The organism is Vagococcus allomyrinae, assembly GCF_017829975.1.
GTDB lineage: Bacteria > Bacillota > Bacilli > Lactobacillales > Vagococcaceae > Vagococcus_D > Vagococcus_D allomyrinae.
In genome coordinates, this window is record NZ_JAEEGA010000022.1 from 61264 (window position 1) to 84868 (window position 23605).

Below are 23605 nucleotides of genomic sequence, written 5' to 3' on the forward strand. Positions count from 1 at the left end.
AAAGGGAGTTTCTTGGTTGGATTGGTTGGAAAATTGACGAGATTGGCGTATGATAATAAGAGAACTCAGGGATGAAATGGGAGGTGTTGGCAAATGAAAAGCAGTAGCAGCGAATCAAAAGGGTTGATTCTATTTGCCCGTAATCACCGAGAGAAGGATAAGTTAGTCAAAATTTTTACGGAAAAACATGGCAAGATGATGTTTTTTGTGAAGAATGCCAATCGGCCAAATAACAGCATTACAACGGCTATTTTACCTTTTACAGAAGCGGTGTTTGTCGGCGAGTTTCGCGAAGAAGGCTTGTCTTTCTTAAATGATTCCAAAGAAGTGAATGGCTTTCAGCGGATTCAACAAGATATTTTTATCAGTGCGTATGCCACTTACATCTTAAATTTAGTTGATGTGGCGATTGAAGACTTGGTCTATGACCCTGCTCTTTATGGGTTTACACGTCAAGCCTTGACGTATTTGAATGAAGGGCTTGATCCGGAAATTATTACCAATATATTTGAGTTGCAGCTACTGACTCGCTTTGGCTTTGCTTTTCAGTGGAAGCAATGTGCCGTTTGTGGCCAAACCCAAGGGAAATTCGATTTCTCCTCCCAATACTCAGGTGTTTTATGCGAAGGACACTGGCAGCTAGATGAGCGGCGCTATCATGCTAAACCTCGAGCCATTCATTTTATGCGCCTGTTCTCCAGCATTAGTTTGGATCAAATTAAGAGTATCGAATTAAAAGACGAGACCAAAGAGGACATTCGTAAGACCATCGATTTGCTTTACGATGAATTTGTCGGGGTTCACTTAAAGAGTAAGAAATTTATTGATGAGATGAAAGATTGGGAGACAACCATGAGGATTCCCAAGCGTGAGCCTAAAATTGAAACGGCAACCGATCTGGAAGAGGAAGCGGATAAATGAAGGGGTTATATGTGAAGCAACTTCGTTATCAGGCACCTGATCAATCGGCTCGTCACCCTTTTGACTTAGCCTTCCTTGATCAGCTCAATGAGGTGACGTTTGCCGAAGCGGTCACCTTTATTGTCGGTGAGAATGGTGTGGGGAAGTCGACCTTAATCGAGACAATTGCCCAATTAATGGACTTAAATTTAGAAGGAGGTTCTCGCAATAATCAGTTCAGTAGCTACGGAGAAAATCACCTGTTAGCGGACAGCTGCCGCTTGATCCGTTACCCTAATTACCCCAAGGATGCTTATTTTTATCGGGCGGAGACTTACTATAATCTGATGACTAATTTGGATGATTTAGGGATTTCGGAAGAATTGTTTGCGAAAAATAGCCATCATTATTCTCGAGGGCAATCCTTTAAAGAGCTTGTGAGTCAACGTTTTTTTGGCAAAGGGCTTTATATCATGGATGAACCAGAGACCGGGTTATCGATCAGCTCGCAATTTGAACTGTTAGTGATGATGGCAGACTTGGTAAAGCGAGAATCTCAGTTTATTGTGGCAACTCACTCACCTGCGCTATTGATGTTTCCAGGGGCGACCATCTTTGAACTGTCGACGGAAGGGCTCAAGGAAGTCGCTTATCAGGACACCCAACTTTTTAAAGAGTGGCAAATGCTTTTTGAGCGTCAAAGTGTCTTTGTGAAGGACTTACTCAGGGACATTGAGCTATAACGTGACCCTAAGAGATGGAATTAATGACTGAAATCAGCTGATTCTAGTTGACAGCCTATTAACTTAAGGCTATTATTAGTGTAATAAAAAAAGTTACAGTGATGGAGAATAGTAGATATTTTTTCTTAGACAAGCGAGATTGGGACAGTGTGAGCCAATTTAAGAAGACTTATTGAATGGCGCTCTTGAGTAACCTTAACGAAGCTGCTGATGGAAATCAGAAGTAGGGTGGAACCGCGATTAACTCGTCCCTATGTTTAACATATCTATGTTAAGCATAGGGACGAGTTTTATTTGTGTCACATGCTTAGCACAATTTAAAGAATAGAGTCGTCAACAAACGACCGCAATGGAGGAGAGATCAAATGAAAAAGAAGTTAACTGTGCAAGAAATGATTTTAACGCTGCAAAAATTTTGGTCAGATCAAGGCTGTATGTTAATGCAATCTTACGATACTGAAAAGGGGGCAGGGACGATGAGTCCTTATACCTTCTTGCGTGCAATTGGGCCAGAGCCTTGGAATGCGGCGTATGTTGAACCGTCCCGGCGGCCAGATGATGGGCGTTATGGGGAAAATCCCAACCGTCTGTTTCAGCATCATCAATTTCAAGTGGTCATGAAGCCTTCACCGGATAATATTCAAGAGCTTTATTTGCAGAGTTTGGAATTAGTGGGGATCAACCCTTTGGAACACGATATTCGTTTTGTTGAAGACAACTGGGAAAACCCCTCTATGGGATGCGCTGGCTTAGGATGGGAAGTCTGGCTTGATGGGATGGAGATCACACAATTTACGTACTTCCAGCAAGTGGGTGGGTTAGAATGTAAACCTGTTACCAGTGAAATTACTTTTGGGATTGAGCGCTTGGCTTCTTATATTCAAGAAGTGGAAAGTGTCTATGATTTAGAGTGGACGGATGGGGTAAAGTACGGCGAAATCTTTATTCAGCCCGAGTATGAGCATTCAAAGTATGCCTTTGAGGAAAGTAATCAAGAGATGTTGTTTATGCTGTTTGAAATGTATCAAAAAGAAGCGCAAAAATGTATTGAAGCCGGCTTGGTTCACCCAGGTTATGACTATGTTTTAAAGTGTAGTCACACCTTTAATCTATTAGATGCTAGAGGGGCCGTTTCAGTCACTGAACGAGCTGGTTTCTTAGCTCGAATCCGCAAGATGGCTCGCGAACTAGCTAAGACCTTTGTTGCGGAACGAGAAAAATTAGGATTCCCATTATTAAACAAGGAGGCTAACTAAGATGACACATCAATTTTTATTGGAGATTGGTTTAGAAGAAATGCCAGCTCGGGTGGTAACGCCCAGCATCAGACAGTTAAAAGAAAAAACAGCTCAATTTTTAGAAACCAATCGCTTGAGCTTTGATTCTATCGACCACTTTTCGACTCCTCGCCGTTTAGCGATTCGCATCAATGGCTTGGCAGAGAAACAAGCGGATATTGAAGAAGAAGCTAAGGGGCCTGCTAAGAAAATTGCCCAAGACGCTGAAGGCAATTGGTCAAAAGCAGCGGAAGGATTTGTTCGTGGTCAAGGAATGACCACAGCGGATATTTTCTACAAAGACATCAAAGGAGTGGAGTACGTTCACGTCAACAAATTTATTCCAGGAAAAACGGCGCAAGCAGTGCTTCCGCTGATCGCAGATGTCGTTAAAAGTTTGCATTTTCCCGTCAGTATGCATTGGGGAAATCATGAGTTTAAATACATTCGGCCAATCCATTGGTTAGTCGGCTTGTTGGATGACCAAGTGATTCCGTTTGAATTAGTGGCTGTTACGTCTGGTCGAACCTCCCGTGGTCACCGCTTTTTAGGAAGCGAGACGGAGATTGATCATGCGGCGAACTATGAAGAAAAGCTGGCAGCCCAATTTGTCTATGTCAACGCTGACGAGCGCCAAGCCTTGATTGAAACGCAAATTGCCACTCTCGCTAAAAACAATCAGTGGCACGTCGCCTTAGATGAGGATCTATTAGATGAAGTGAACAATTTAGTGGAATTCCCAACCGCCTTTGCTGGCAGTTTTGCAGAGAAGTATCTGGCGATTCCAGAAGAAGTATTAGTGACGTCTATGAAAGAACATCAACGGTATTTTGATGTACGTGACAGCGCTGGGAAGCTCTTACCATTTTTTGTTTCCGTTCGTAATGGGAATGGGGAGTACCTTGAAAATGTGGTGAAAGGCAATGAGAAAGTCTTAACCGCTCGGCTTGAGGATGCGGAATTTTTCTTCAAAGATGATCAAGCTTTGACCATTGATGAGTGTGTCAACAAATTACGCAATGTGACCTTCCATGAAAAAATCGGCTCGATTTATGAGAAAATGCAACGAGTGAGCGCTATTGCCCAGTTGATAGGTCAGGAAGTTGGCTTGACGGATACTGAATTGAGCCAATTAGATCGGGCCGCAGCCATCTACAAGTTTGACTTGGTGACCAACATGGTAGGCGAGTTTCCTGAATTACAAGGGATTATGGGTGAAAAATACGCGCTGATGCAAGGAGAGGACCCGGCGGTTGCCCAAGCGATTCGCGAACATTACTTACCAGTTTCTAGTGAAGGCGAGTTACCTGAATCAAGGATTGGCGCCGTCTTAGCAGTAGCGGATAAAACAGACTCTGTCTTAAGCTTTTTCAATGTCGGCATGATTCCTAGTGGTTCTAACGATCCTTATGCCTTACGTCGTCAAACCTATGGTATTATTCGCATCGTGATCCAAATGGGCTGGAACTTCCCATTGGTTCGACTGCAACATCAAATTGCTGAGATTATCAATCAAGACAGCGGCCGCTTTGGGATTGAATTAGCTCAAACCCAAGATGGCGTCACAGAATTTATCAAGGGGAGAATGAAGCAATTCTTAAGTGCCCGCGGAATTCGTCATGATATCATTGAAGCTGTCACCAATACGCAACAAAGTGATTTAGCCACAATGGCTGAGGCGGCGACGATTTTAAAAGAGCGTCATGAAGACAGTGACTTCAAACCGTCGATTGAATCCTTAACCCGAGTGATGAATCTGGGAGCAAAAGGCCAAGAGCTGCTAGCCCAAGGCGTCGAAGAAGCCGTTCAACCAGTCTTGTTTGAAAATGAAGCTGAAAAACAATTGTATGAAGCGGTTGAGCAAGTGGAAGCCCAACTCAATCAACGAACCTTAAGTGAAAATTATGAAGCATTAAAAAATCTTTCGCCGCTGATTGAAGCTTATTTTAATGATACAATGGTAATGGCAGAAGACGAGGCTGTTCGTGAAAATCGACTTCGTCAATTGTTTAAAATTGCGCGAATGGTATTGTCCTTTGCCAGCTTAGATTTATTAATTGTCAAACAATAAAAAAATAAAAGGAGCAAATTATGAAAAAAATTGAAACTGCAAAAGCACCCTCAGCAATCGGTCCCTATGTCCAGGGGAATATCGTGAACGGCTTGTTATTTTCGTCAGGTCAAATCCCGATTAACCCAGCCACTGGTGAGGTGGAAGAGACGAGCATTGAAAAACAAACCAAACAAGTGATGGAAAATATCAAGGCCATTTTAGCAACGATTGATGGCGATTTTGACAGCATTGTCAAAACGACTTGTTTCTTGTCAGACATGGAGAACTTCGGTATTTTTAATGAGGTTTATGGCTCTTATTTCACTGATAAATTGCCAGCCCGTTCTTGTGTCGAAGTCGCTCGTTTACCTAAAGATGTGTTAGTGGAAGTCGAATTAATTGCAGAAGTCAAAAACTAGTTAAACCTATGTGAGACATTGTTATCTTATTGGATGATGATGTCTTGCTTTTTTCGTTATTTTAGCTCGCCAAGGTGACAATATTGCAAGGTTAAACCTCCCAAATTTGATAGTAATTGATTTTTCACTATGGTATAGTCAAAGTAGTAATTTATAAATGATGCTTTTAAGCATGCTTAATGGAGGGTGAAGAAATGAATTTTTTCAAACGTGCGCTTGCTAGCGTTACAAGAAGAAAAGGGAAATCAATAATTTTATTTGCAGTTGTTTTCATTTTAGGGAATGTCATTGCTGGCGCAATTTCTATTCAGCAAGCAACGAAGAGTGTGGAGAAAAACATTAAAAGTCAATTAGGTGGTACTGCTTCAGTCGGTTATGATCAGAAAGAGATGGACAAGTTTTGGAGTGAAAATCCTGAATCAACAACCGGACCAAAAACGAAAAACATTACCAAAAAGGACATTGAAACCATCGGTAATTTATCTTATGTGAAGTACTACGATTATTCAGTCCAGTCCGGTTACATGACAAGCAAATTTAAAAATTATCAACCAAAGTCAGATGGCGATAATTCTTTCTCAATAGGTGACCCTAATAGTAAATACAACAATTATTTTGATGTAAAAGGGGTACATTTTGAAGAATTGTTAGATGTGCAAGAGAAAAAAATTGAAATTGTTGACGGTCGCGCCTTTACAAAGGATGAAATTCGAGATGGTAAAGCAGTTGCGGTCATTTCAAAGCAAGTGGCTGATGCCAATAGTTTAAAAGTTGGCGATAAATTAGTGCTTGATGCCGGGCAAGAAAATTATATGACGAGCCAAGAGCCCAGTGATGGCGAAGGTGATGAGACGACAACCCCAACGGAATATTTTACTCAAGACATCGTCTATGAAGTGGTTGGTTTGTTCTCACCCCTGAAAAAAGAAGAGAGCAAAGACAAGAAAAAGGATCCATATGGTCAGGACCAATGGCTGGAAATGCAGACGTATAATAGAATCTATGCACCAAATGATTATGTGGTTAAGGCCAATAAAGACTTTCAAAAAGGGCTTGTTGAAAAGTTTCCTGATATGAAAGAACAATATGGCGATTACACCGAAAAAGAAATGGATGAGCTGTTTGAATCAGTGACACCTTATTTTGTGTTAAAGTCACCAGAGGATGCAGAGGCGTTCCGTTCAGAAGTCACGCCTTTATTACCTGATAAATACAGCAAGCTAATCTTGTCAACGGATCAATATGATTCAATTGCGGCACCTGTTAAAAATATGTCTAAAATCGCGACGTATGTGATTTATGTCTCCGTGGGCGCGACCTTATTAATCATTTCGCTTGTCGTCCTATTATTCATGCGAGATCGCAAACACGAATTGGGCATTTACTTATCACTAGGTGAGACCCGTAGTAAAGTAATTGGACAAATTGTTGTGGAAGTTGTCGTTATTGCCTTTGTGGCAATTACTCTGTCTGTCTTTACAGGGAACTTTTTAGCCAAAGGCGTCTCAGGTTCGCTGATTGAAACGCAGATGAAAGCCAAAGAAGAAGAAGACATCTCTGGCATGAATTACGACTATCAATTAGAAGAGTTAACCGCAGGCAATTCGGTAGATGGTAGTGATGTGACCGATTCTTACAAGGTATCATTATCACTGGGTTACATCATCATTTTCTATGTTGTCGGTATCGGCACGGTACTACTATCAACCATCGTCCCACTAATTTATATCTTAAGACTTAATCCGAAGAAAATCATGATGTAAGGAGGAACCGAAAATGGCAATACTTGAAACGAAAAAAGTCAATTATTATTATCAAGATGGAGACAAACGTCGGTTCATCTTGAAAGATACGAGCGTTAAGTTTGAAAAAGGCAAATTCTATACGATTCTGGGACAATCAGGTTCTGGAAAAACCACTTTTTTATCGCTAATTGCGGCATTAGACGCCCCTAAAGATGGTGAAGTGCTTTATAAAGGCAAGGACATTAAGAAGATTGGTTACGAAAAATATCGCCGGAATGATATTGGGATTATCTTCCAAAGTTATAACTTGATTCCTTATTTAACAGCAGTTGAAAACGTCTTGGTACCGATGGCGATTACAGAAAACGAGTTGCCAGATGATCAGAAAGAAGTGGCATACAACTTACTGGATTACATCGGAATTGTCAAAACCAAAGCGGATCGTCCTGTCAATAAATTGTCCGGTGGGGAGCAGCAACGGGTGGCAATTGCCCGTGCTTTAGCCACAAACGTCGACATTATCTTGGCAGATGAGCCAACTGGAAATTTGGATGAAGAGATGGAATCGGAAATTGTGGAAATCTTTAAAACCTTGGCTCATGAACATGATAAATGTGTGATTGTCGTTACCCACTCCAATGAAATCGCCGAACTATCTGACGAGACATTGTATTTGAGAAAAGGAATATTGAATAAATATGAGTGATTTTCTATCTAACTTCGACAAAAAAAACTATGAAAAAACAATTTCAGAAAAAAGTGGTAAAAAACTAGCTCCTGAGTCCCATGATCCAATGCCAGGTGATGAAACTGAAACGCGCAGTGCTCGTAAAAAGCGTTCAAACAAGCCGCGGACTCATGAAAAGGAAACTGTGGAAGCTGTCATACCGGAAGAGCCGATGAGTGAAGCTGAACCGCTAGAGACAAAAAGCGAAGAGTTCACTGATTTTTCCAATGCGTCAGAACCGGTTGAAGGAGAGTTTGAAGATATCTTTGAACCAACTGAAGATGACCTCGAAGATGAGGCAACTCCTGCGGCGGTTGTAAAAACGAAAAACACTGAAGTGGTCCGTGACGAAGAGGAAGGGACGAGTCGTTTTAGTGAAGAGGAAACGGAGATTGATCCTACTTATAAAAAGCGAAAACGGCTTAAAATTATTATTTTTACAGTGATTGGAATCGTTGCGGCCATTGGGGCCTACTGGTTGTACTATGCTTATACCCATGTGGCGATGCCCAAGTTCACTGGTAAAAATGTCTCTGAAGCACGTGCTTGGGCGTCAGAAAATGACATGAAGCTGGATGTCGAACAGAAGTATGATTTCGACAAAGAAGTCAATACAGTGGTCAAACAAGATACCAAGGCTGGTAAAAAGGTCAAGAAGAAATCAACGGTTAAGTTAGTGGCCAGTCTAGGAGCTGATCCAGCTGAAATAATCTCATTACCAGATTTTTCTAAATTGACTAAAACTGCGGCAGATGAGTGGGTTGCAGAGCATAAAGCCGAGAATTTATCGATTCTCGAAGAATATAGTGACACTGTCGAAAAAGGCAAATTTATCCGTCAAGAAATTAATGACAAAGAAGTGAAACCTGAAAGCTACAAACGGGAAGATCAAGCTGTGGTCTACTTCTCTAAAGGGAAAGAAACCTTTGAAAAAAATGTAGCCGTCCCCGATTTTAAAGGGAAGTCTAAAACAGATGTTGAGACTTGGGTAAAAACCAATGAGATTAAGATGGAGTATAAAGAGGTTGATTCTGAAACAATTGCGGAAGGGTTGATCGTGTCTCAAAGCATTGAAAAGGCGACAAAAGTTGCCAAACGAGATGCGATGAGCGTTGAAGTCTCTACTGGTAAAGCTTTCATTATTCCCAATTTTGGGGACTATACACCAGAGACGGCTGCTGGGGCTGCAGAAGGCTTAACGGTTAACGTCAAAACTACTTTTTCAGGGGATATTCCTTATGGCCAATTGATTTCACAATCAGTTGAAGCTGGCTCTAAAATGAAAGTCAAGGATCTCAAGCCAGTCAACGTGACCTATTCAGCTGGCAGACCTTATCTGCGATCATGCTTTGGGACATTGGAAGGCGACTTAGAGAAATTGTTCTTTACAGAGTACCGTTCCAAAGGCGCCAATATCACCTACACAACCTACTATGTCGACTCCAGTGAAGAGCGTGGTAAAGTAGTGGACATGAGTGCTTATAATCAATATGTGCCAATGGATTACGTGGTTAATCTAGGGATTAGTAATGGCAGTAAAGCCTCGAAACCAACGGATACCCAAACGACACCAGAAGAACCAACTGCACCAAATGATGATCCTGAGTCATAAAGTTAATCTTTAGCTACCTGTCAGAAGATGATGGGTAGCTTTTCTTGTTGTCCCAGTTTTTAAAACCGGTAATTCATCGGTGGCCAACCGGAAAAAAAGGTGGCGTGGTCCCCTTAGCAAACCGTTGTTAACGACTTGTTCGTTTGAAAGATTTCATGAAACATAATGATTGAAAAACTGGCTGATTGTGCTATAATGGAATATGTATCTTTGTGTACGTTTATCTTTGGTCGCGCTAAATGGTCTTTCTGTTTAGTGCGACCTTTATATACTAACGCATCACATGAAGTAGAATGTGGGGTGAGGAACATGTCACAACGTATCCCTCAAGAGGTTATTGAGGAAATTAGACGACAGTCCAACATTGTCGATGTTGTTGGTCAATATGTCCAATTAAAAAAATCTGGAAAGAATTATTTTGGGTTATGTCCGTTCCATGAAGAACGATCACCATCCTTTTCAGTAGCAGAAGATAAGCAAATGTACCACTGCTTCGGCTGTGGTAAAGGGGGGAATGTCTTTAAATTTCTTCAAGAAGTGGATGGGTTGTCCTTCCCGGAATCCGTTAAAAAGGTTGCGGATATGGAAGGCGTCCAGTTGAACTATGATTTTGCTAGTACTGCGTCAGCTGAGCCTAGCGAGCATCAGCGTCAACAAAATGAATTAATTAAACTTCACGAAAAAGCCGCCGAGATCTTTCATCATGTACTCCTTAACACTCAAGCCGGAGAACAAGCTTTAAGTTACTTAAAGGGGCGTGGTTTGACCGAAGAAATCATCGCCGAATTTCAAATTGGCTTTGCGCCAAGAGAACGTATTTTATTAAAAAAAATATTTGAAAATGAAGAAGTTAGCGATGAGTTGCTTGATGCTTCAGGTTTGATGACTCAACGGGATAACGGCGAATGGCTGGACCGTTTTTATCAACGGATTATGTTTCCAATTCGCAATGCTCAGGGGAAAATTATTGCCTTTTCTGGTCGGATTTTACAGACGGAAAACTTTGACAGTGATAAAATGCCCAAGTATTTAAATAGTCCAGAAACATTGATCTTTAACAAAAGGCAGACGTTGTTTAACTACGATCAAGCTAAAAATGAAGCGAGAAAAGAGCAAGAATTGACGCTTTTTGAAGGCTTTATGGACGTGATTGCCGCGTGGACTGCTGGGGTTAAAAATGGGGTTGCCTCGATGGGGACCAGTTTAACAAATGAGCAGATTAAGATGATTCAGCGAGTCTCCAATAAGTTGTTATTGTGTTACGATGGGGATTCAGCTGGTATTGAAGCAACCAAAAGAGCGCTGGATTTATTGTCAAGTGAGACCACATTAGAATTGAGCGTTGCCCGTTTGCCAGATGGCTTAGACCCTGATGACTATATTGGGAAATACGGGGCAGAAGAATTTGTTCGCCTGACTAAGAGCGGTCGTGAGACCGAATTTACTTTCAAGATGAGCTACTTTAAGCGAGGGAAAAATCTTAAAAATGAGCAGGAACGCTTTGGTTATCTGCAGGAGATGGTCAAGGAATTGGTAAAAGTCCCTTCTGTGATTGAAAGGGAAGTCTACATCAATCAAATCGCCGAAGAATTTGATATTTCAGTTGAGGCCATTACCGAAGAAATTCGGGGGGCACAACAAGATGGCCATCGAGAAAAACGTGAAAACCGCCAGAAACGACAAGCACCAGAGTTCAATCATTATGAACCACCCATGGATGATCTGGAGCCCTATTATGATGAGCCGATGCCGACCGTTGAACAGCGGGCGCCAAAAGAGTATCAAGTAAAGCCGATGACTTATGGTGAAAAAGCCGAGCAAATGTTATTGTTTCGCATCATGCATGAGCGAGCGGTTCAGGCTAAAATCAACCAAGTCAGTGAGTTTGCGTTTATTCATGATGAATATCAGGAGTTATATAGTCATTTTAATGATTACATGCTCACTCAGGGAAGCTTTGTGGAAGCTGATTTTCTCAGCTATCTCCAAGAAGATTATTTAAAAGAAAAGTTTGTGACGATCTCTTATATCGAGATGTCTGAAGAAAGCTCTGTTAAAGAAATCGATGATTACCTACTGGCTCTCAAACGATATCGACTGGAGTCTGTCAAGCAACAAAAAATCATCGCCCAAAAAGAAGCGAGCCGAACAGGTAATAAACAGTTAGAACAAGAACTAACTGTTGAAATAATAAATATTCAGCGGCAGTTAAAAAGTGTATGATAATAATAAAGGGGGCTTTCTTCCGTGTCAAAAGAAGTTGAAGCGAATAAAACAACATATAGTAAAGCAGTATCTGCGTTTATCAAAGAATACAAGCCAAGAGGTGAGGTTCTTTACGATGAGTTAACCAATAAGTTAGCGACGCCTTATGAGTTAGATTCTGAGGGGATGGACAGCCTAATTCAAAAAGTTGAAGATCAAGGAATTAGTGTTGTGGATGAATCTGGGGAGCCTGCTGCTCGAAGCCTACAAAAAGAAGAAAAAGTCAGTGTTAAAGAAGTAAACGAAGATTTGTCAGCACCTGCTGGGGTTAAAATCAACGATCCTGTAAGAATGTACCTAAAAGAGATCGGTCGCGTGTCCTTGTTAACAGCTGAGGAAGAGGTTGAACTAGCCTTACGGATTGAAGATGGTGATCAAGAGGCCAAACAAAAATTAGCTGAAGCAAACTTGCGTTTAGTTGTGAGTATTGCCAAACGTTACGTTGGACGTGGCATGCAGTTTCTTGATTTGATTCAAGAAGGTAATATGGGGTTGATGAAAGCTGTTGAAAAGTTTGACCATACGAAAGGCTTTAAGTTTTCTACATATGCCACTTGGTGGATTCGCCAGGCGATTACCCGTGCGATTGCTGACCAAGCCAGAACGATTCGGATTCCTGTCCATATGGTGGAAACCATCAATAAATTAATTCGGATTCAACGTCAATTACTACAAGACTTAGGTCGGGAACCAACACCTGAAGAGATCGGTGCTGAAATGGACTTGCCGACTGAAAAAGTTCGCGAAATTTTGAAAATTGCTCAAGAACCCGTTTCGTTGGAAACGCCAATCGGTGAGGAAGATGATTCACATCTTGGTGATTTTATTGAAGATCAAGACGCAACTAGCCCTGCTGAACATGCAGCCTACGAGTTGTTGAAAGAACAGTTGGAAAGTGTTTTGGACACACTGACTGACCGTGAAGAGAATGTCTTGCGTTTACGTTTTGGTTTAGATGACGGTCGGACTCGCACTTTGGAAGAAGTGGGGAAAGTCTTCGGTGTTACCCGTGAGCGGATTCGTCAAATCGAAGCGAAGGCCTTAAGAAAATTACGTCATCCTTCCCGCTCTAAACAATTGAAAGATTTCTTAGAATAAAATGAGTGTTAACCGTTAAGTTTAAGCCTAGCTTAAATTAACGGTTTTTTTAAGGCATTTAAAGGCGTAATGTTTTCTAAAGACTTGCCGCTATAGTAAAATTAAGAGAAAGCGTTGATTGACGTTAAAAATGGTGAGGAGTGTGTGTCATGAAAAGGAAAATTTGGTTATTTAGCGTATTAGTTGCGGCAGTTGTTTCATTAACGGCTTGTGGAAGTGGTAATACAGCTCAAGAAGGAAGTTCAAGTGAGGTTAGCAGTGTGAAAGACTCGAGTGCAGCATCATCAGCATCAAGTGAAGTGGAGGAACAAGCAGTCATTAAAGGGGTCTTAAAAGAAGATGTGACAGTTGATGGAGAGAATGTCAGTTTCTTGATAACAGAAGTTGAAGGCGTTGATGATCCTCAAGAGATTGCTAAAGGAATCAACGAAGAGGGAGTTATCTTGAATGTGGCGTCTAAGCAAGTTGAAGGTGAATTTAATGCGGCGGATTTTAGTAAAGGCCAAGTCATTGAAGTGACATTAGCAGCGAATCCGATTATGACCCGCTCATTGCCGCCGCAAATTCCTGGAGCGTCGATTATTTCGATTAAAAAGCAATAAGATAACTGACTGTGTCAATGGATAAGTGTTATAATGAGCATAAAGAAATTAAAGGTGTGGAACGATGAACGAACAAAAGCTTTCAAAAAGATTGGCAAGTGTGGCTCACTATGTGAGAAAGAACGATCGGGTAGCCGATATCGGCTCTGATCATGCTTATTTACCTGCTTGGCTAATCCTCAACCAACGGATTGAGTATGCCGTGGCAGGTGAAGTGGTAGAAGGACCTTATCAATCGGCGCTTAAATTAGTCAAACAGCTTGGATTAGATCAACAGATCACAGTTCGATTAGGGGATGGCTTGGCCGCTGTTGAGTCAGCTGATGAGATCAGCGCAATTACAATTGCCGGAATGGGTGGTTCGCTGATAAGTGATATTTTGGATCGAGGGTATCAGAGTGGTCGACTAAGGGGTGAGGAACGCTTGATTTTACAGCCAAATATCGGCGAAAAAACGTTGCGAACCTGGTTGATGACTCATTCATATGCCATAATAGCTGAAAAGCTAGTTATGGAAGAAGGGCGTTTTTATGAGATTATCGTAGCAGAAAAAGTGACTGAGCCAGTCAGCTACACTTTAGCAGAATTGACTTTTGGTTTGTTTTTGCCAGAGGACGATCCTGACTTGTTTAAAGAGAAGTGGCAAGCAGATTTGCTTAACAGAAAACGAATCCTAAAACAACTCGAACAAGCTAAACAACCACAACCAGAAAAGATAGCAGAAATGATTAAAATGATCGAATTGATAGAGCAATTATAAAGAGACAACAAGTAACGGGACAACAAGGAGGAGAATAACGAGTGAGCATGTTAGCGAGTGACTTTATTAGACGATTGGATCAGTATTTTCCACCTGGTTTAGCAGAGGCTGATGATCCAGTCGGGTTGCATGTGGGCACTTTAGACAAAGAGATTGCGAAAGTCATGATGACCCTTGATGTTCGACCAGAAGTGGTGGCAGAGGCAATTCGTGAAGGGGTGGACTTGATTGTGGCGAAACATCCGCCTATTTTTCGGCCGCTTAAACGCTTAACATTAAATGACCCACAAAATAAAATGTATAGCGAGTTAATCAAACATGATATTGCTGTTTACGCGGTCCATACGAATATGGACATTGTTGAAAATGGCTTAAATGATTGGTTTTGTGAGGTCTTGGATATTGAGGTAACAGATTTTTTACAAGCCACTCATGAAATTCCTTATCTCAAGTTAGTGGTGTACGCGCCAACGGATTATGGGGAATCCATTCGGCTTGCCTTAGAAAAGGCCGGGGCTGGTCAACAAGGCGATTATCGTGGCTGTAGTTTTTCGACAGTTGGAGAGGGACGATTTACACCGGTTGGTGATGCGAAGCCTTTTCTGGGGAACTTGCAGCAACAGGAAGTTGTTGACGAAACTAAAATCGAGGTGATGTTTCTGGAGACTCAGCGAGATCATATCATGAAGGCTTTACTTGCGGCTCATCCCTATGAAGAGCCGGCTTATGATTTAATCTATCTGGCGAATCCTCCTAAACAGTTTGGGTTAGGTCGTGTTGGTGAGTTGAACGAGGCGATTACCTTAGCTGATTTTGTCCAAAAGATCAAAGAGGTTTTTCAGTTAGACGGCTTGCGCTTGATTGCGGACACACCTGATAAATTAGTGAAGCGTGTGGCGATTTGTGGTGGGAGTGGAGAAAAGTTTTTCCGCGATGCCCTTAAAAAGAATGCAGATGTTTACATTACAGGAGATGTTTATTATCATACAGCTCATGATATGATAGCTGAGGGGATATCAGTGATTGATCCTGGTCATCATATTGAAGTTTTATGCCAAACCCGTTGTCTGGCGTTGTTTGAACAATGGAAACAAGAATATAATTGGGATCTGACATTTATTGAAGCCACACAAGATACCAATCCTTTTCGCTTTTATTAAATTTAATTAAAAGGGCTAGCGCCCTAAAATATTGGAGAGGTTATCTTTTAATGGCGTTAACCTTTCCCTACAAAGGAGATTATCATATGTATAAAAATTTAGTACCTCGCTTTATTCGTTATGTGGAAACAGAAACTCGGTCTGATGGTAATAGCACAACCATTCCCTCAACTCAAACTCAAGTTGACTTTGCCCAAACCTTAGTGGCCGAACTAAAAGAGATCGGCTTGTCCGATGTAAAGTATAACGAAAAGAATGGCTTTGTAACAGCCGAATTACCAAGTAATACTGATAAATCAGAGGTTAGAAGTATTGGGTTTATCGCTCATATGGATACGGCTGATTTTAACGCTGTTGGCGTGTCCCCGCAATTTGTAGAGAATTATGATGGTCAATCAGATATTGTTTTAGATAAAGAGGGCAAATTTAAATTGACAGTGAAAGATTTCCCTAATCTAAAAAATTATCAAGGGCAAACCTTGATTACCACAGATGGGTCAACTCTATTAGGGGCGGATGATAAATCTGGAATTGCGGAAATCATGACAGCCATGGAGATATTGCAAATGATCCCTCAATTAAACACGGCAAGATCAAAGTAGCCTTTGGTCCAGATGAAGAAATTGGAACAGGTGCCAATCATTTTGATGCGGCAGATTTCGCTGTTGATTTTGCTTTCACGATGGATGGCGGTCCTGTAGGTGAGTTGCAATTTGAAACATTTAGTGCTGCTCAAGCCGATATCACCATCCAAGGAAAAAATGTCCACCCTGGAACAGCCAAAGATACGATGATTAGTGCTTTAGCCTTAGCGATCGAGTTTAATGAAGGCTTGCCGGCTGCGGAAGTTCCCGAAAAAACCAGTGGCTACGAAGGCTTTTTCCATCTGATGAGTCTCAGTGGAAACGTGGAAGAAGCGACGATGAGTTATATCATTCGTGATCATGATCGTGAAAAATTCGAAGGACGTAAAGCTTTAATAACAGAAATCCAAGAAAAGATTAACAGTCGCTTCGATGAAGAACGAATCAGCATCAATTTATACGATCAGTATTACAATATGCGTGACATTATTGAAAAAGATCTAAGTATCATTGAATTGGCTAAAGCCGCCATGGTGAAATTAGGGATCGAGCCGAATACAGAACCGGTTCGGGGCGGAACGGATGGTTCCAAGATTTCTTATATGGGAATTCCCACACCGAATATTTTTGCCGGTGGTGAAAACATGCACGGGCGTTATGAATTTGTGGCCGTGGAAAGCATGAAAAAAGCCACAGATGTCATTGTTGAGATCGCTCGGTTAAATGAGGAGCAAGTTTAGTGTTCGGTAGCTCACCAATCCCCTTTTATTTGATTTTGGTAAATGGTTATTTATTTTTATTGATGTTTCTCAGCCGCGATCAAGATCAACAAAGCAATTGGGTAGTACCTGATTGGCAATTTCTGCTATTGGGTGTTGTTGGCGGTGGTTTAGGCGGATTACTAGGCCAATGGGTATTCAATCAAAAGAAAGATAAATTAAGATACAAGGTTTGCTTCATTCTAGGGGCAATCTTAAGTGGATTATTACTATTATCAACCTATGCTAAGTAACGAGATAAAAAAAGTGTGAGCTTACTGACTCGCACTTTTTGTCTTTATCTAGGTAGTTTGATGAAAATCTGGTAAAATAGGCCTAATGAATGGTTTAGCAATAAAAAAGGGGACTGGTGATGAAGAAACATTCTAAAGGAAAATTAGTGTTAAATTTTTTATTGATGAGCGTTATTATTGTCGTCATTTTATTCATTATGAAAAATTCGTTGGGAGAGATATTCCATCAAATTGGACGAACCAAGCCAAGCGTGTTGATGGGAGTGACGTTATTAGGCCTGTTATTTTTATGTTTGGAAGGTTATAATTACCGTCAGATCGTGGCCCCCTTTGATTTAAAGCTTTCTTTTTCAAAAGGCTTTTTCGCTTTCTGTTACCCGGCTTTTTATCGAGTGATTACGTTTGGTGCAGGTACTTTAGTAGCGGAGGTCATGTACTTTAGGCAAAGAGGGTTGACCACATCCCAGAGTATGGGAGTGACATCGATTCATATGATGCTCTATAAACTTGGGGTGATCAGTATGAGTTTTGCTGGTTTACTTTTATCTTTTCCTGTTTTGTTAGCGAAGATGTCATACATGGTGCCAGCTGTGATTATTGGACTAGTCGTGACTAGTTTAGTTGTATTTGTGCTTTTTTTAGCATCTGCCAATCAGCGGTTTCATCACTGGTTAATGGTTTTGGCCAACCGTTTATTTAAATCAGAAAGTGCTAAGAAACGAATTGATTCCTTTAATGAGCAAATTGAATCACTGAGAGAGACCGTCCGTGAAATAATGACTGACCGAACAAACGTCATCAAACTAGTAGGGATTAATGTGTTAAAGCTGATTCCCTGGTATGTTATGCCTTACGTGATTTTTTATGATGAACATCAGCTGTCTCTTATGCTGACGATGTCATTAGTAGCCATGGCGTCAGTTGTTGGCGGGATTATTCCAAGTCCGGCTGGGATCGGTTCGTTTGATTTTATTTTTGTCTTATTGTTCAGTCCTTTAGTTGGCAGAGTGGATGCTGCTTCAGGGTTATTGTTGTATCGTTTTGGTACATATGTTATTCCGGTATTATTAGGCATGTTTTATGTTGCTAGAAATAAAGAGCAAGAATTAAAAGAAGAGATTCATGAGTTAAAAGAATCGAGGACCTAAGCTGTTGGGAGAAAGAGGACTTGGTGTGTTAATATTGGGAGAGACCTAGGGGCATTTAAAGTCGATTAAAGGCTAGGCCTCATATTTAGAGGAGGAAAATCGTGTTATCATTTGAAGAAAAAAAAGTTATTTTTGAAAGCTTTCCTGAGTTGAGTGTTCAGGCGGTGTCAATGAATCGATTGAATTATCATTTTGAAGAGAGTGCGGTTCCTAAAACCACCGTTGTTAGGTATTTGCATCCTAAAAGCGGAAACGCCTTTATCTTTGCTGGCTATTTAGCTAAAGAAGAAACGAAGGATGGCTACATTTCCGTAATGGAGGCCTCAAAAGAAGAAATCGTCGAATTAGTAGAAAAAGCAATTGCTTATTTACGCCTAACTGAAGATGGTTATGAGAATGGCTACGAAGAAATTTGGAGTGACAGTAATGGTGATAAATTAAAATTGCAATATGCAGATTATATGTGGACCGTTTTGATGACTAGCGGAGCGGTTGAAGCAGTTTTTAAGACGAAAGAACAGGCCGAAGGTTATCTGATGGATGAAGGGTTTGATTAAGCCAAAGGGAGACTATTAAGTAGTGAGGAGGGAGGGGATCGCCCTTCCTGCCTTGCTATTTTTTTACTTTATAGGAAAGTATAAAACTTTCTCTATATCGTAGTTTGGATCTAGCTTCACGAGGCACCACTACGCTTCGCTTCGATCTCAACAAATTCTAAGTGCTAAAGCACTAAGATTTGAAGGCTTCGGAAAAGCCGTTGTTCTTAGTGATTTATCGCTTAGAGACAAGGGACAACGAAGTAAGACAAAATTAGTTTAGTGACAAAGGCCTCTATGCTTAATGCTTTAGCATTTAGCGATAGCGGACATCGAAGCGCAGCGTAGTAGCATCACTTAACTATTTTGCTATTTTTTTTTCAGGGCTGAACGCCTCGTTCAGCTTTTCTTATCTGTAAAAAATTGACTTTTAGTTGGAAGTGTGTTATAATGTGAGCGTGAAATGGAATGTAGTCCCTTTTAAGCCTCAACCTTCTGAAAAATTTAATAAAAGATGGCAAGTTTCTGAATTAAATCAGATGAAAAGACCAGTGGTTTGAGGTGGTTGATAAAATAACGATCATGCCAATCAAAATAAGTGAATGTTAGTTGCCATCACTCATTGGTTGAACTGTCATGTTAATAGCGTTGAACCCTAGTAATAAGTTTAATTCGATTGTTTTTTCATTGTTATTTAATGAGTGATGGGATCACTCATCTGTTGAGGAAACGTATTATTTAGCATAACATCTGATGAAAAAATAAAGAAATCAAGACAAAAAACTGCTGAGCGGTAAGTTTTATTAATAACATGTGGTAACCATTAAAATAGGTGGCTGACCGTTGCCATCACTCATTGGCGAAACTGTCGTGTTAATAGCGGTGAATCCTTGTGATAAGCTTAATTCGATTGTTTTATCGTTGTTATTTAATGAGTGATGAGATCACTCATCTGTTGAGGAAACGTATTATTTAGCATAACATCTGATGAAAAAATAAAGAAATCAAGACAAAAAACTGCTGAGCGGTAAGTTTTATTAATAACATGTGGTAACCATTAAAATAGGTGGCTGACAGTTGCCATCACTCATTAATAGAACTGTCATGTTAATAGCGTTAAATCCTAGTAATAAGTTTAATTTGATTGTTTTGACATTGTTATTTAATGAGTGATGGGATCACTCATCTGTTGAGGAAACGTATTATTTAGCATAACATCTGATGAAAAAATAAAGAAATCAAGACAAAAAACTGCTGGGCGGTAAGTTTTATTAATAACATGTGGTAACCGTTAAAATAGGTGGCTGACCGTTGCCATCACTCATTGGTGAAACTGTCATGTTAATAGCGTTGAATCCTCGTAGTAAGTTTAATTTGATTGTTTTGTTGTTGTTATTTAATGAGTGATGGGATCACTCATCTGTTGAGGAAATGTATTATTTAGCATAACGCCGGATGAAAAAATAAAGAAATCAAGACAAAAAACTGCTGAGCGGTAAGTTTTATTAATAACATGTGGTAACCATTAAAATAGGTGGCTGACCGTTGCCGTCACTCATTGGTGAAACTGTCATGTTAATAGCGTTGAATCCTCGTAGTAAGTTTAATTTGATTGTTTTGTTGTTGTTATTTAATGAGTGATGGGATCACTCATCTGTTGAGGAAACGTATTATTTAGCATAACATCTGATGAAAAAAATAAAGAAATCAAGACAAAAAACCGCTGGGCGGTAAGTTTTATTAATAACATGTGGTAACCATTAAAATAGGTGGCTGACCGTTGCCATCACTCATTGGCGAAACTGTCATGTTAATAGCGGTGAATCCTAGTAATAAGTTTGATTTGATTGTTTTGACAATGTTATTTAATGAGTGATGGGATCACTCATTGGCTGAGGAAATGAAAATTTTAGGATAACATAACTGAAAAGATTGATTAAGGCGGAAACTAAGCGAGTTCAGGTAAGGTGTTAGTTTGCTCTGTTGTCTTTTATTAATGATGAGAAAAGGCAATAATAAAATAAGTTTGTTAAGTTCGATTGAAACTGAGGCGATTGTTGTCGGCAGTTTATTTTTTTTGCCCTTTTTTTTGCAGATCTTTGTCGCCATTACAAGGGATAATTGATGGCTGGTCTCTTAACTTAAGGTCAAAAAAGATAGTGGTTTTTCTTTGACCAATACTGACCAATTTGATATAATAAGACTTGTGATGAAGTTAAAGTGTTAAAACTAAAAAAATAATGCTTTATCAAAACAAGCTTTCAAAACTAACTGTTTACTATGGGTTAGTTTTGTTAGTTAACTGTTATCGTACTATAAATAAAAAGCTTTTAATCAGGAGGTCTGAACGATGAACATGGAAAAAATGACAACAACTTTACAAGAGGCGATTGCCGCAGCGCAACAAGTCGCAGTGACTCGCCGCCATCAAGAAATAGACATTGCTCATTTGTGGAAGATTTTTCTACAACCGGATCATTTTGCGTATCAATTTTATCAGGAGGCAGGTATTCCGATGGATGCCTTTGTCAGAGAGGTGGATGAAGCGCTCGATAAATTGCCTGTCGTCGAAGGCAATGTTCAATATGGTCAGGGGTTGAGTCAAAATCTATTTAATTTATTACAAGAAGCCGATAAATTGCGTGAAGGATTCGGTGACGAGTATTTAGCCACTGAAATCGTCTTGTTGGCTTTGCTGAAATTAAAAAATTATGTGTTGACAAAATTTTTAACCGCTCAAGGGTTGAAAGAAAAAACCTTGCGTCAAGCAATTGAAGCATTAAGAGGAGGCGATCGCGTGACGTCCCAAAATCAAGAAGAGCAATATAAAGCCTTAGAAAAATACGGCATTGATTTAAATAAAGCTGTTAAAAGTGGCAAACAAGATCCAATTATTGGACGTGATGAAGAAATCCGTGATGTGGTGCGGATTTTATCCCGAAAAACCAAAAACAACCCCGTTTTAATTGGTGAGCCAGGTGTCGGTAAAACGGCGATTATTGAAGGTTTGGCTCAGCGGATTGTTAGAAAAGATGTTCCAGAAAATTTAAAAGATAAGACGATTTTTTCATTGGATATGGGGGCCTTGATCGCAGGGGCTAAATTCCGTGGTGAATTTGAAGAGCGCTTAAAAGCGGTCTTAAAAGAAGTCAAAAAGAGTGATGGTCGGATTATTCTCTTCATCGATGAGATTCATAACATCGTGGGCGCGGGGAAAACCGAAGGTAGTATGGATGCCGGAAACTTGTTAAAACCAATGTTAGCCCGTGGTGAGTTACACTGTATTGGGGCTACCACATTAGATGAATACCAACAATACATGGAAAAAGATAAAGCACTAGAACGCCGTTTCCAACGGGTATTGGTCAAAGAGCCGACTGTGGAAGACACGATTTCCATCTTGCGGGGACTAAAAGAACGCTTTGAAATTCACCACGGTGTCAATATTCATGACAATGCGTTAGTTGCGGCGGCAACTTTGTCCAACCGCTATATTACTGATCGTTATTTGCCAGATAAGGCCATTGACTTGGTGGATGAAGCCTGTGCCACCATACGGGTGGAAATGAACTCTATGCCAACAGAATTGGATCAGGTGACGCGTCGGTTAATGCAGTTGGAAATTGAAGAAGCGGCTCTCAAGAAAGAGCACGATGATGCCAGCAAAAAACGTCTGGAAGTTCTTCAAGAAGAGCTAGCTGAACTAAGAGAAGAAACCAATGCCATGAAGATGCGTTGGGAAACCGAAAAAGAAGAAGTCAATAAAGTCAGCATGAAACGTGAAGAGTTAGACAATGCTCGGCATGCTTTGGAAGAAGCGGAAAATAATTATGATTTAGAGCAGGCGGCGGTTTTACGTCATGGCACTATTCCTAAATTGGAAGTCGAATTAAAAGAATTGGAAGCTAAAAATGAAGCGTCAGAAAATCGACTTGTGCAAGAAGCAGTTACGGATAATGAGATTTCATTAGTGGTCGGACGAATGACGGGGATTCCTGTGGCTAAGCTGATTGAAGGTGAACGGGATAAAATTTTACGTTTAAATGAAACCTTGCACCAACGTGTTATCGGTCAGGAAGAAGCGGTTGACGCTGTATCAGATGCTGTGATTCGCTCTCGAGCTGGTTTACAAGATCCAAATCGTCCTTTAGGTTCCTTCTTGTTCTTAGGGCCAACCGGTGTTGGTAAAACAGAATTGGCCAAAGCTTTGGCAGAAAACTTATTTGATTCTGAAGAACATATGGTGCGGATTGATATGAGTGAGTACATGGAAAAACATAGCGTCTCTCGTTTAGTCGGAGCACCTCCAGGCTATATTGGGTATGAAGAAGGCGGGCAATTAACGGAAGCCGTTCGCCGTAGTCCATACACGATTGTCTTATTGGATGAAATTGAAAAAGCTCATCCCGATGTCTTTAACATTTTGTTACAAGTTTTGGATGATGGGCGTTTGACCGATTCTAAAGGACGGATTGTCGACTTTAAGAATACGGTGTTGATCATGACTAGCAACATAGGATCTCAGCTCTTGCTTGAAGGGGTTTCGGAAGATGGACATATTCCAGAAGAAACCAATCAACAAGTCATGGGGATGTTGCAAGCTCACTTTAAGCCGGAATTCTTAAATCGGATTGATGACACGATTCTCTTTACGCCGTTGAGTTTAGCTGATGTTAAAAATATTATCGTCAAGATGACCCGTGATTTGTCAGCTCGTTTAGCTGATCAGGACATTGAATTGAGTATTTCTGAATCTGCGAAAGCTTGGATTGCGGAAAATGCTTATGATCCAATTTACGGGGCTCGTCCAATCAAACGGTTCTTAACTCGCGAAGTGGAGACACCTTTAGCAAAAGAAATCGTTTCTGGTCGGGTAGGACCAAAGAGTCAAGTGACTGTTACCGTCTTTGATGGGCAATTGATGTTTGAAACGAAAGAAATCGAAGAATAAAAAAAGCGATCTT

At 40.5% G+C, this 23605-nt stretch carries 17 protein-coding genes and 1 pseudogene; all 18 read left to right on the plus strand.

The features are described 5' to 3' along the window. The first annotated feature begins 93 nt into the window (after nucleotides 1-93). The 18 genes and pseudogenes from recO (at nucleotide 94) to clpB (ending at nucleotide 23592) form a co-directional block, all read left to right on the plus strand. The gene (gene recO, locus I6N95_RS24190; protein ID WP_209532313.1) at nucleotides 94-921 is read left to right on the plus strand and encodes a DNA repair protein RecO; all 828 of its coding nucleotides are present in this window, start codon (nucleotides 94-96) and stop codon (nucleotides 919-921) included. Continuing rightward, nucleotides 918-1643, plus strand: a complete 726-nt coding sequence (locus I6N95_RS24195; RefSeq protein WP_209532315.1) for an AAA family ATPase — start codon at nucleotides 918-920, stop codon at nucleotides 1641-1643. Before recO ends, I6N95_RS24195 begins: the two co-directional genes overlap by 4 nt. A 365-nt stretch (nucleotides 1644-2008) precedes the next feature. After that, a complete protein-coding gene (gene glyQ / locus I6N95_RS24200; RefSeq protein ID WP_209532317.1) occupies nucleotides 2009-2899 on the plus strand; it encodes a glycine--tRNA ligase subunit alpha in 891 nt (296 codons plus the stop codon). A 1-nt stretch (nucleotide 2900) separates the two neighbouring features. Further along, the gene (gene glyS / locus I6N95_RS24205) at nucleotides 2901-4991 is read left to right on the plus strand and encodes a glycine--tRNA ligase subunit beta (RefSeq protein WP_209532319.1); all 2091 of its coding nucleotides are present in this window, start codon (nucleotides 2901-2903) and stop codon (nucleotides 4989-4991) included. A gap of 20 nt (nucleotides 4992-5011) precedes the next feature. After that, nucleotides 5012-5392 carry a RidA family protein gene (locus I6N95_RS24210; RefSeq protein ID WP_209532321.1) on the plus strand — a complete coding sequence of 127 codons (381 nt, stop codon included), beginning with the start codon at nucleotides 5012-5014 and terminating at the stop codon, nucleotides 5390-5392. Nucleotides 5393-5586: 194 nt separating this feature from the next. Further along, a complete protein-coding gene (locus tag I6N95_RS24215; RefSeq protein ID WP_209532323.1) occupies nucleotides 5587-7155 on the plus strand; it encodes an ABC transporter permease in 1569 nt (522 codons plus the stop codon). A 13-nt stretch (nucleotides 7156-7168) separates the two neighbouring features. Beyond that, entirely contained in the window at nucleotides 7169-7843 is a 675-nt protein-coding gene (locus tag I6N95_RS24220; RefSeq protein ID WP_209532325.1) for an ABC transporter ATP-binding protein, read from the plus strand. Then, nucleotides 7836-9476, plus strand: coding sequence for a PASTA domain-containing protein (locus I6N95_RS24225; protein WP_209532327.1), 1641 nt, complete (start codon nucleotides 7836-7838; stop codon nucleotides 9474-9476). Before I6N95_RS24220 ends, I6N95_RS24225 begins: the two co-directional genes overlap by 8 nt. A 309-nt stretch (nucleotides 9477-9785) precedes the next feature. After that, nucleotides 9786-11699: a DNA primase gene (dnaG, locus tag I6N95_RS24230; RefSeq protein ID WP_209532329.1), complete on the plus strand. Its 1914-nt coding sequence runs from the start codon at nucleotides 9786-9788 to the stop codon at nucleotides 11697-11699. A gap of 24 nt (nucleotides 11700-11723) precedes the next feature. Beyond that, the gene (gene rpoD / locus I6N95_RS24235) at nucleotides 11724-12839 is read left to right on the plus strand and encodes an RNA polymerase sigma factor RpoD (protein ID WP_209532331.1); all 1116 of its coding nucleotides are present in this window, start codon (nucleotides 11724-11726) and stop codon (nucleotides 12837-12839) included. A gap of 149 nt (nucleotides 12840-12988) precedes the next feature. Continuing rightward, nucleotides 12989-13441, plus strand: a complete 453-nt coding sequence (locus tag I6N95_RS24240) for a hypothetical protein (protein WP_209532333.1) — start codon at nucleotides 12989-12991, stop codon at nucleotides 13439-13441. Between the two features lie 64 nt (nucleotides 13442-13505). Beyond that, nucleotides 13506-14201, plus strand: a complete 696-nt coding sequence (locus I6N95_RS24245; protein WP_209532335.1) for a tRNA (adenine(22)-N(1))-methyltransferase — start codon at nucleotides 13506-13508, stop codon at nucleotides 14199-14201. A gap of 41 nt (nucleotides 14202-14242) precedes the next feature. Continuing rightward, nucleotides 14243-15361 (plus strand): Nif3-like dinuclear metal center hexameric protein, encoded by a 1119-nt coding sequence (locus I6N95_RS24250; RefSeq protein WP_430727558.1) that lies wholly within the window; start codon nucleotides 14243-14245, stop codon nucleotides 15359-15361. 86 nt (nucleotides 15362-15447) lie between these two features. Next, a pseudogene (gene pepT / locus I6N95_RS24255) lies at nucleotides 15448-16685 on the plus strand (peptidase T). Further along, on the plus strand, nucleotides 16685-16957 hold the full coding sequence (locus I6N95_RS24260) for a DUF1294 domain-containing protein (RefSeq protein WP_209532337.1): 273 nt from the start codon (nucleotides 16685-16687) through the stop codon (nucleotides 16955-16957). Before pepT ends, I6N95_RS24260 begins: the two are co-directional and overlap by 1 nt. Nucleotides 16958-17076: 119 nt before the next feature. Then, nucleotides 17077-18105 (plus strand): lysylphosphatidylglycerol synthase transmembrane domain-containing protein, encoded by a 1029-nt coding sequence (locus I6N95_RS24265; RefSeq protein ID WP_209532339.1) that lies wholly within the window; start codon nucleotides 17077-17079, stop codon nucleotides 18103-18105. 101 nt (nucleotides 18106-18206) lie between these two features. Next, on the plus strand, nucleotides 18207-18662 hold the full coding sequence (locus I6N95_RS24270; protein WP_209532341.1) for a hypothetical protein: 456 nt from the start codon (nucleotides 18207-18209) through the stop codon (nucleotides 18660-18662). 2329 nt (nucleotides 18663-20991) lie between these two features. Next, on the plus strand, nucleotides 20992-23592 hold the full coding sequence (clpB, locus tag I6N95_RS24275; protein ID WP_209532343.1) for an ATP-dependent chaperone ClpB: 2601 nt from the start codon (nucleotides 20992-20994) through the stop codon (nucleotides 23590-23592). The last annotated feature ends 13 nt before the right edge of the window (nucleotides 23593-23605 follow it).

What these genes read in the sequence shown, in the direction of transcription:
- recO (WP_209532313.1), top strand. Translation starts at nt 94, where the DNA reads ATGAAAAGCAGTAGCAGCGAATCAAAAGGGTTGATTCTATTTGCCCGT.
- I6N95_RS24195 (WP_209532315.1), top strand. Translation starts at nt 918, where the DNA reads ATGAAGGGGTTATATGTGAAGCAACTTCGTTATCAGGCACCTGATCAA.
- glyQ (WP_209532317.1), top strand. Translation starts at nt 2,009, where the DNA reads ATGAAAAAGAAGTTAACTGTGCAAGAAATGATTTTAACGCTGCAAAAA.
- glyS (WP_209532319.1), top strand. Translation starts at nt 2,901, where the DNA reads ATGACACATCAATTTTTATTGGAGATTGGTTTAGAAGAAATGCCAGCT.
- I6N95_RS24210 (WP_209532321.1), top strand. Translation starts at nt 5,012, where the DNA reads ATGAAAAAAATTGAAACTGCAAAAGCACCCTCAGCAATCGGTCCCTAT.
- I6N95_RS24215 (WP_209532323.1), top strand. Translation starts at nt 5,587, where the DNA reads ATGAATTTTTTCAAACGTGCGCTTGCTAGCGTTACAAGAAGAAAAGGG.
- I6N95_RS24220 (WP_209532325.1), top strand. Translation starts at nt 7,169, where the DNA reads ATGGCAATACTTGAAACGAAAAAAGTCAATTATTATTATCAAGATGGA.
- I6N95_RS24225 (WP_209532327.1), top strand. Translation starts at nt 7,836, where the DNA reads ATGAGTGATTTTCTATCTAACTTCGACAAAAAAAACTATGAAAAAACA.
- dnaG (WP_209532329.1), top strand. Translation starts at nt 9,786, where the DNA reads ATGTCACAACGTATCCCTCAAGAGGTTATTGAGGAAATTAGACGACAG.
- I6N95_RS24240 (WP_209532333.1), top strand. Translation starts at nt 12,989, where the DNA reads ATGAAAAGGAAAATTTGGTTATTTAGCGTATTAGTTGCGGCAGTTGTT.
- I6N95_RS24245 (WP_209532335.1), top strand. Translation starts at nt 13,506, where the DNA reads ATGAACGAACAAAAGCTTTCAAAAAGATTGGCAAGTGTGGCTCACTAT.
- I6N95_RS24265 (WP_209532339.1), top strand. Translation starts at nt 17,077, where the DNA reads ATGAAGAAACATTCTAAAGGAAAATTAGTGTTAAATTTTTTATTGATG.
- clpB (WP_209532343.1), top strand. Translation starts at nt 20,992, where the DNA reads ATGAACATGGAAAAAATGACAACAACTTTACAAGAGGCGATTGCCGCA.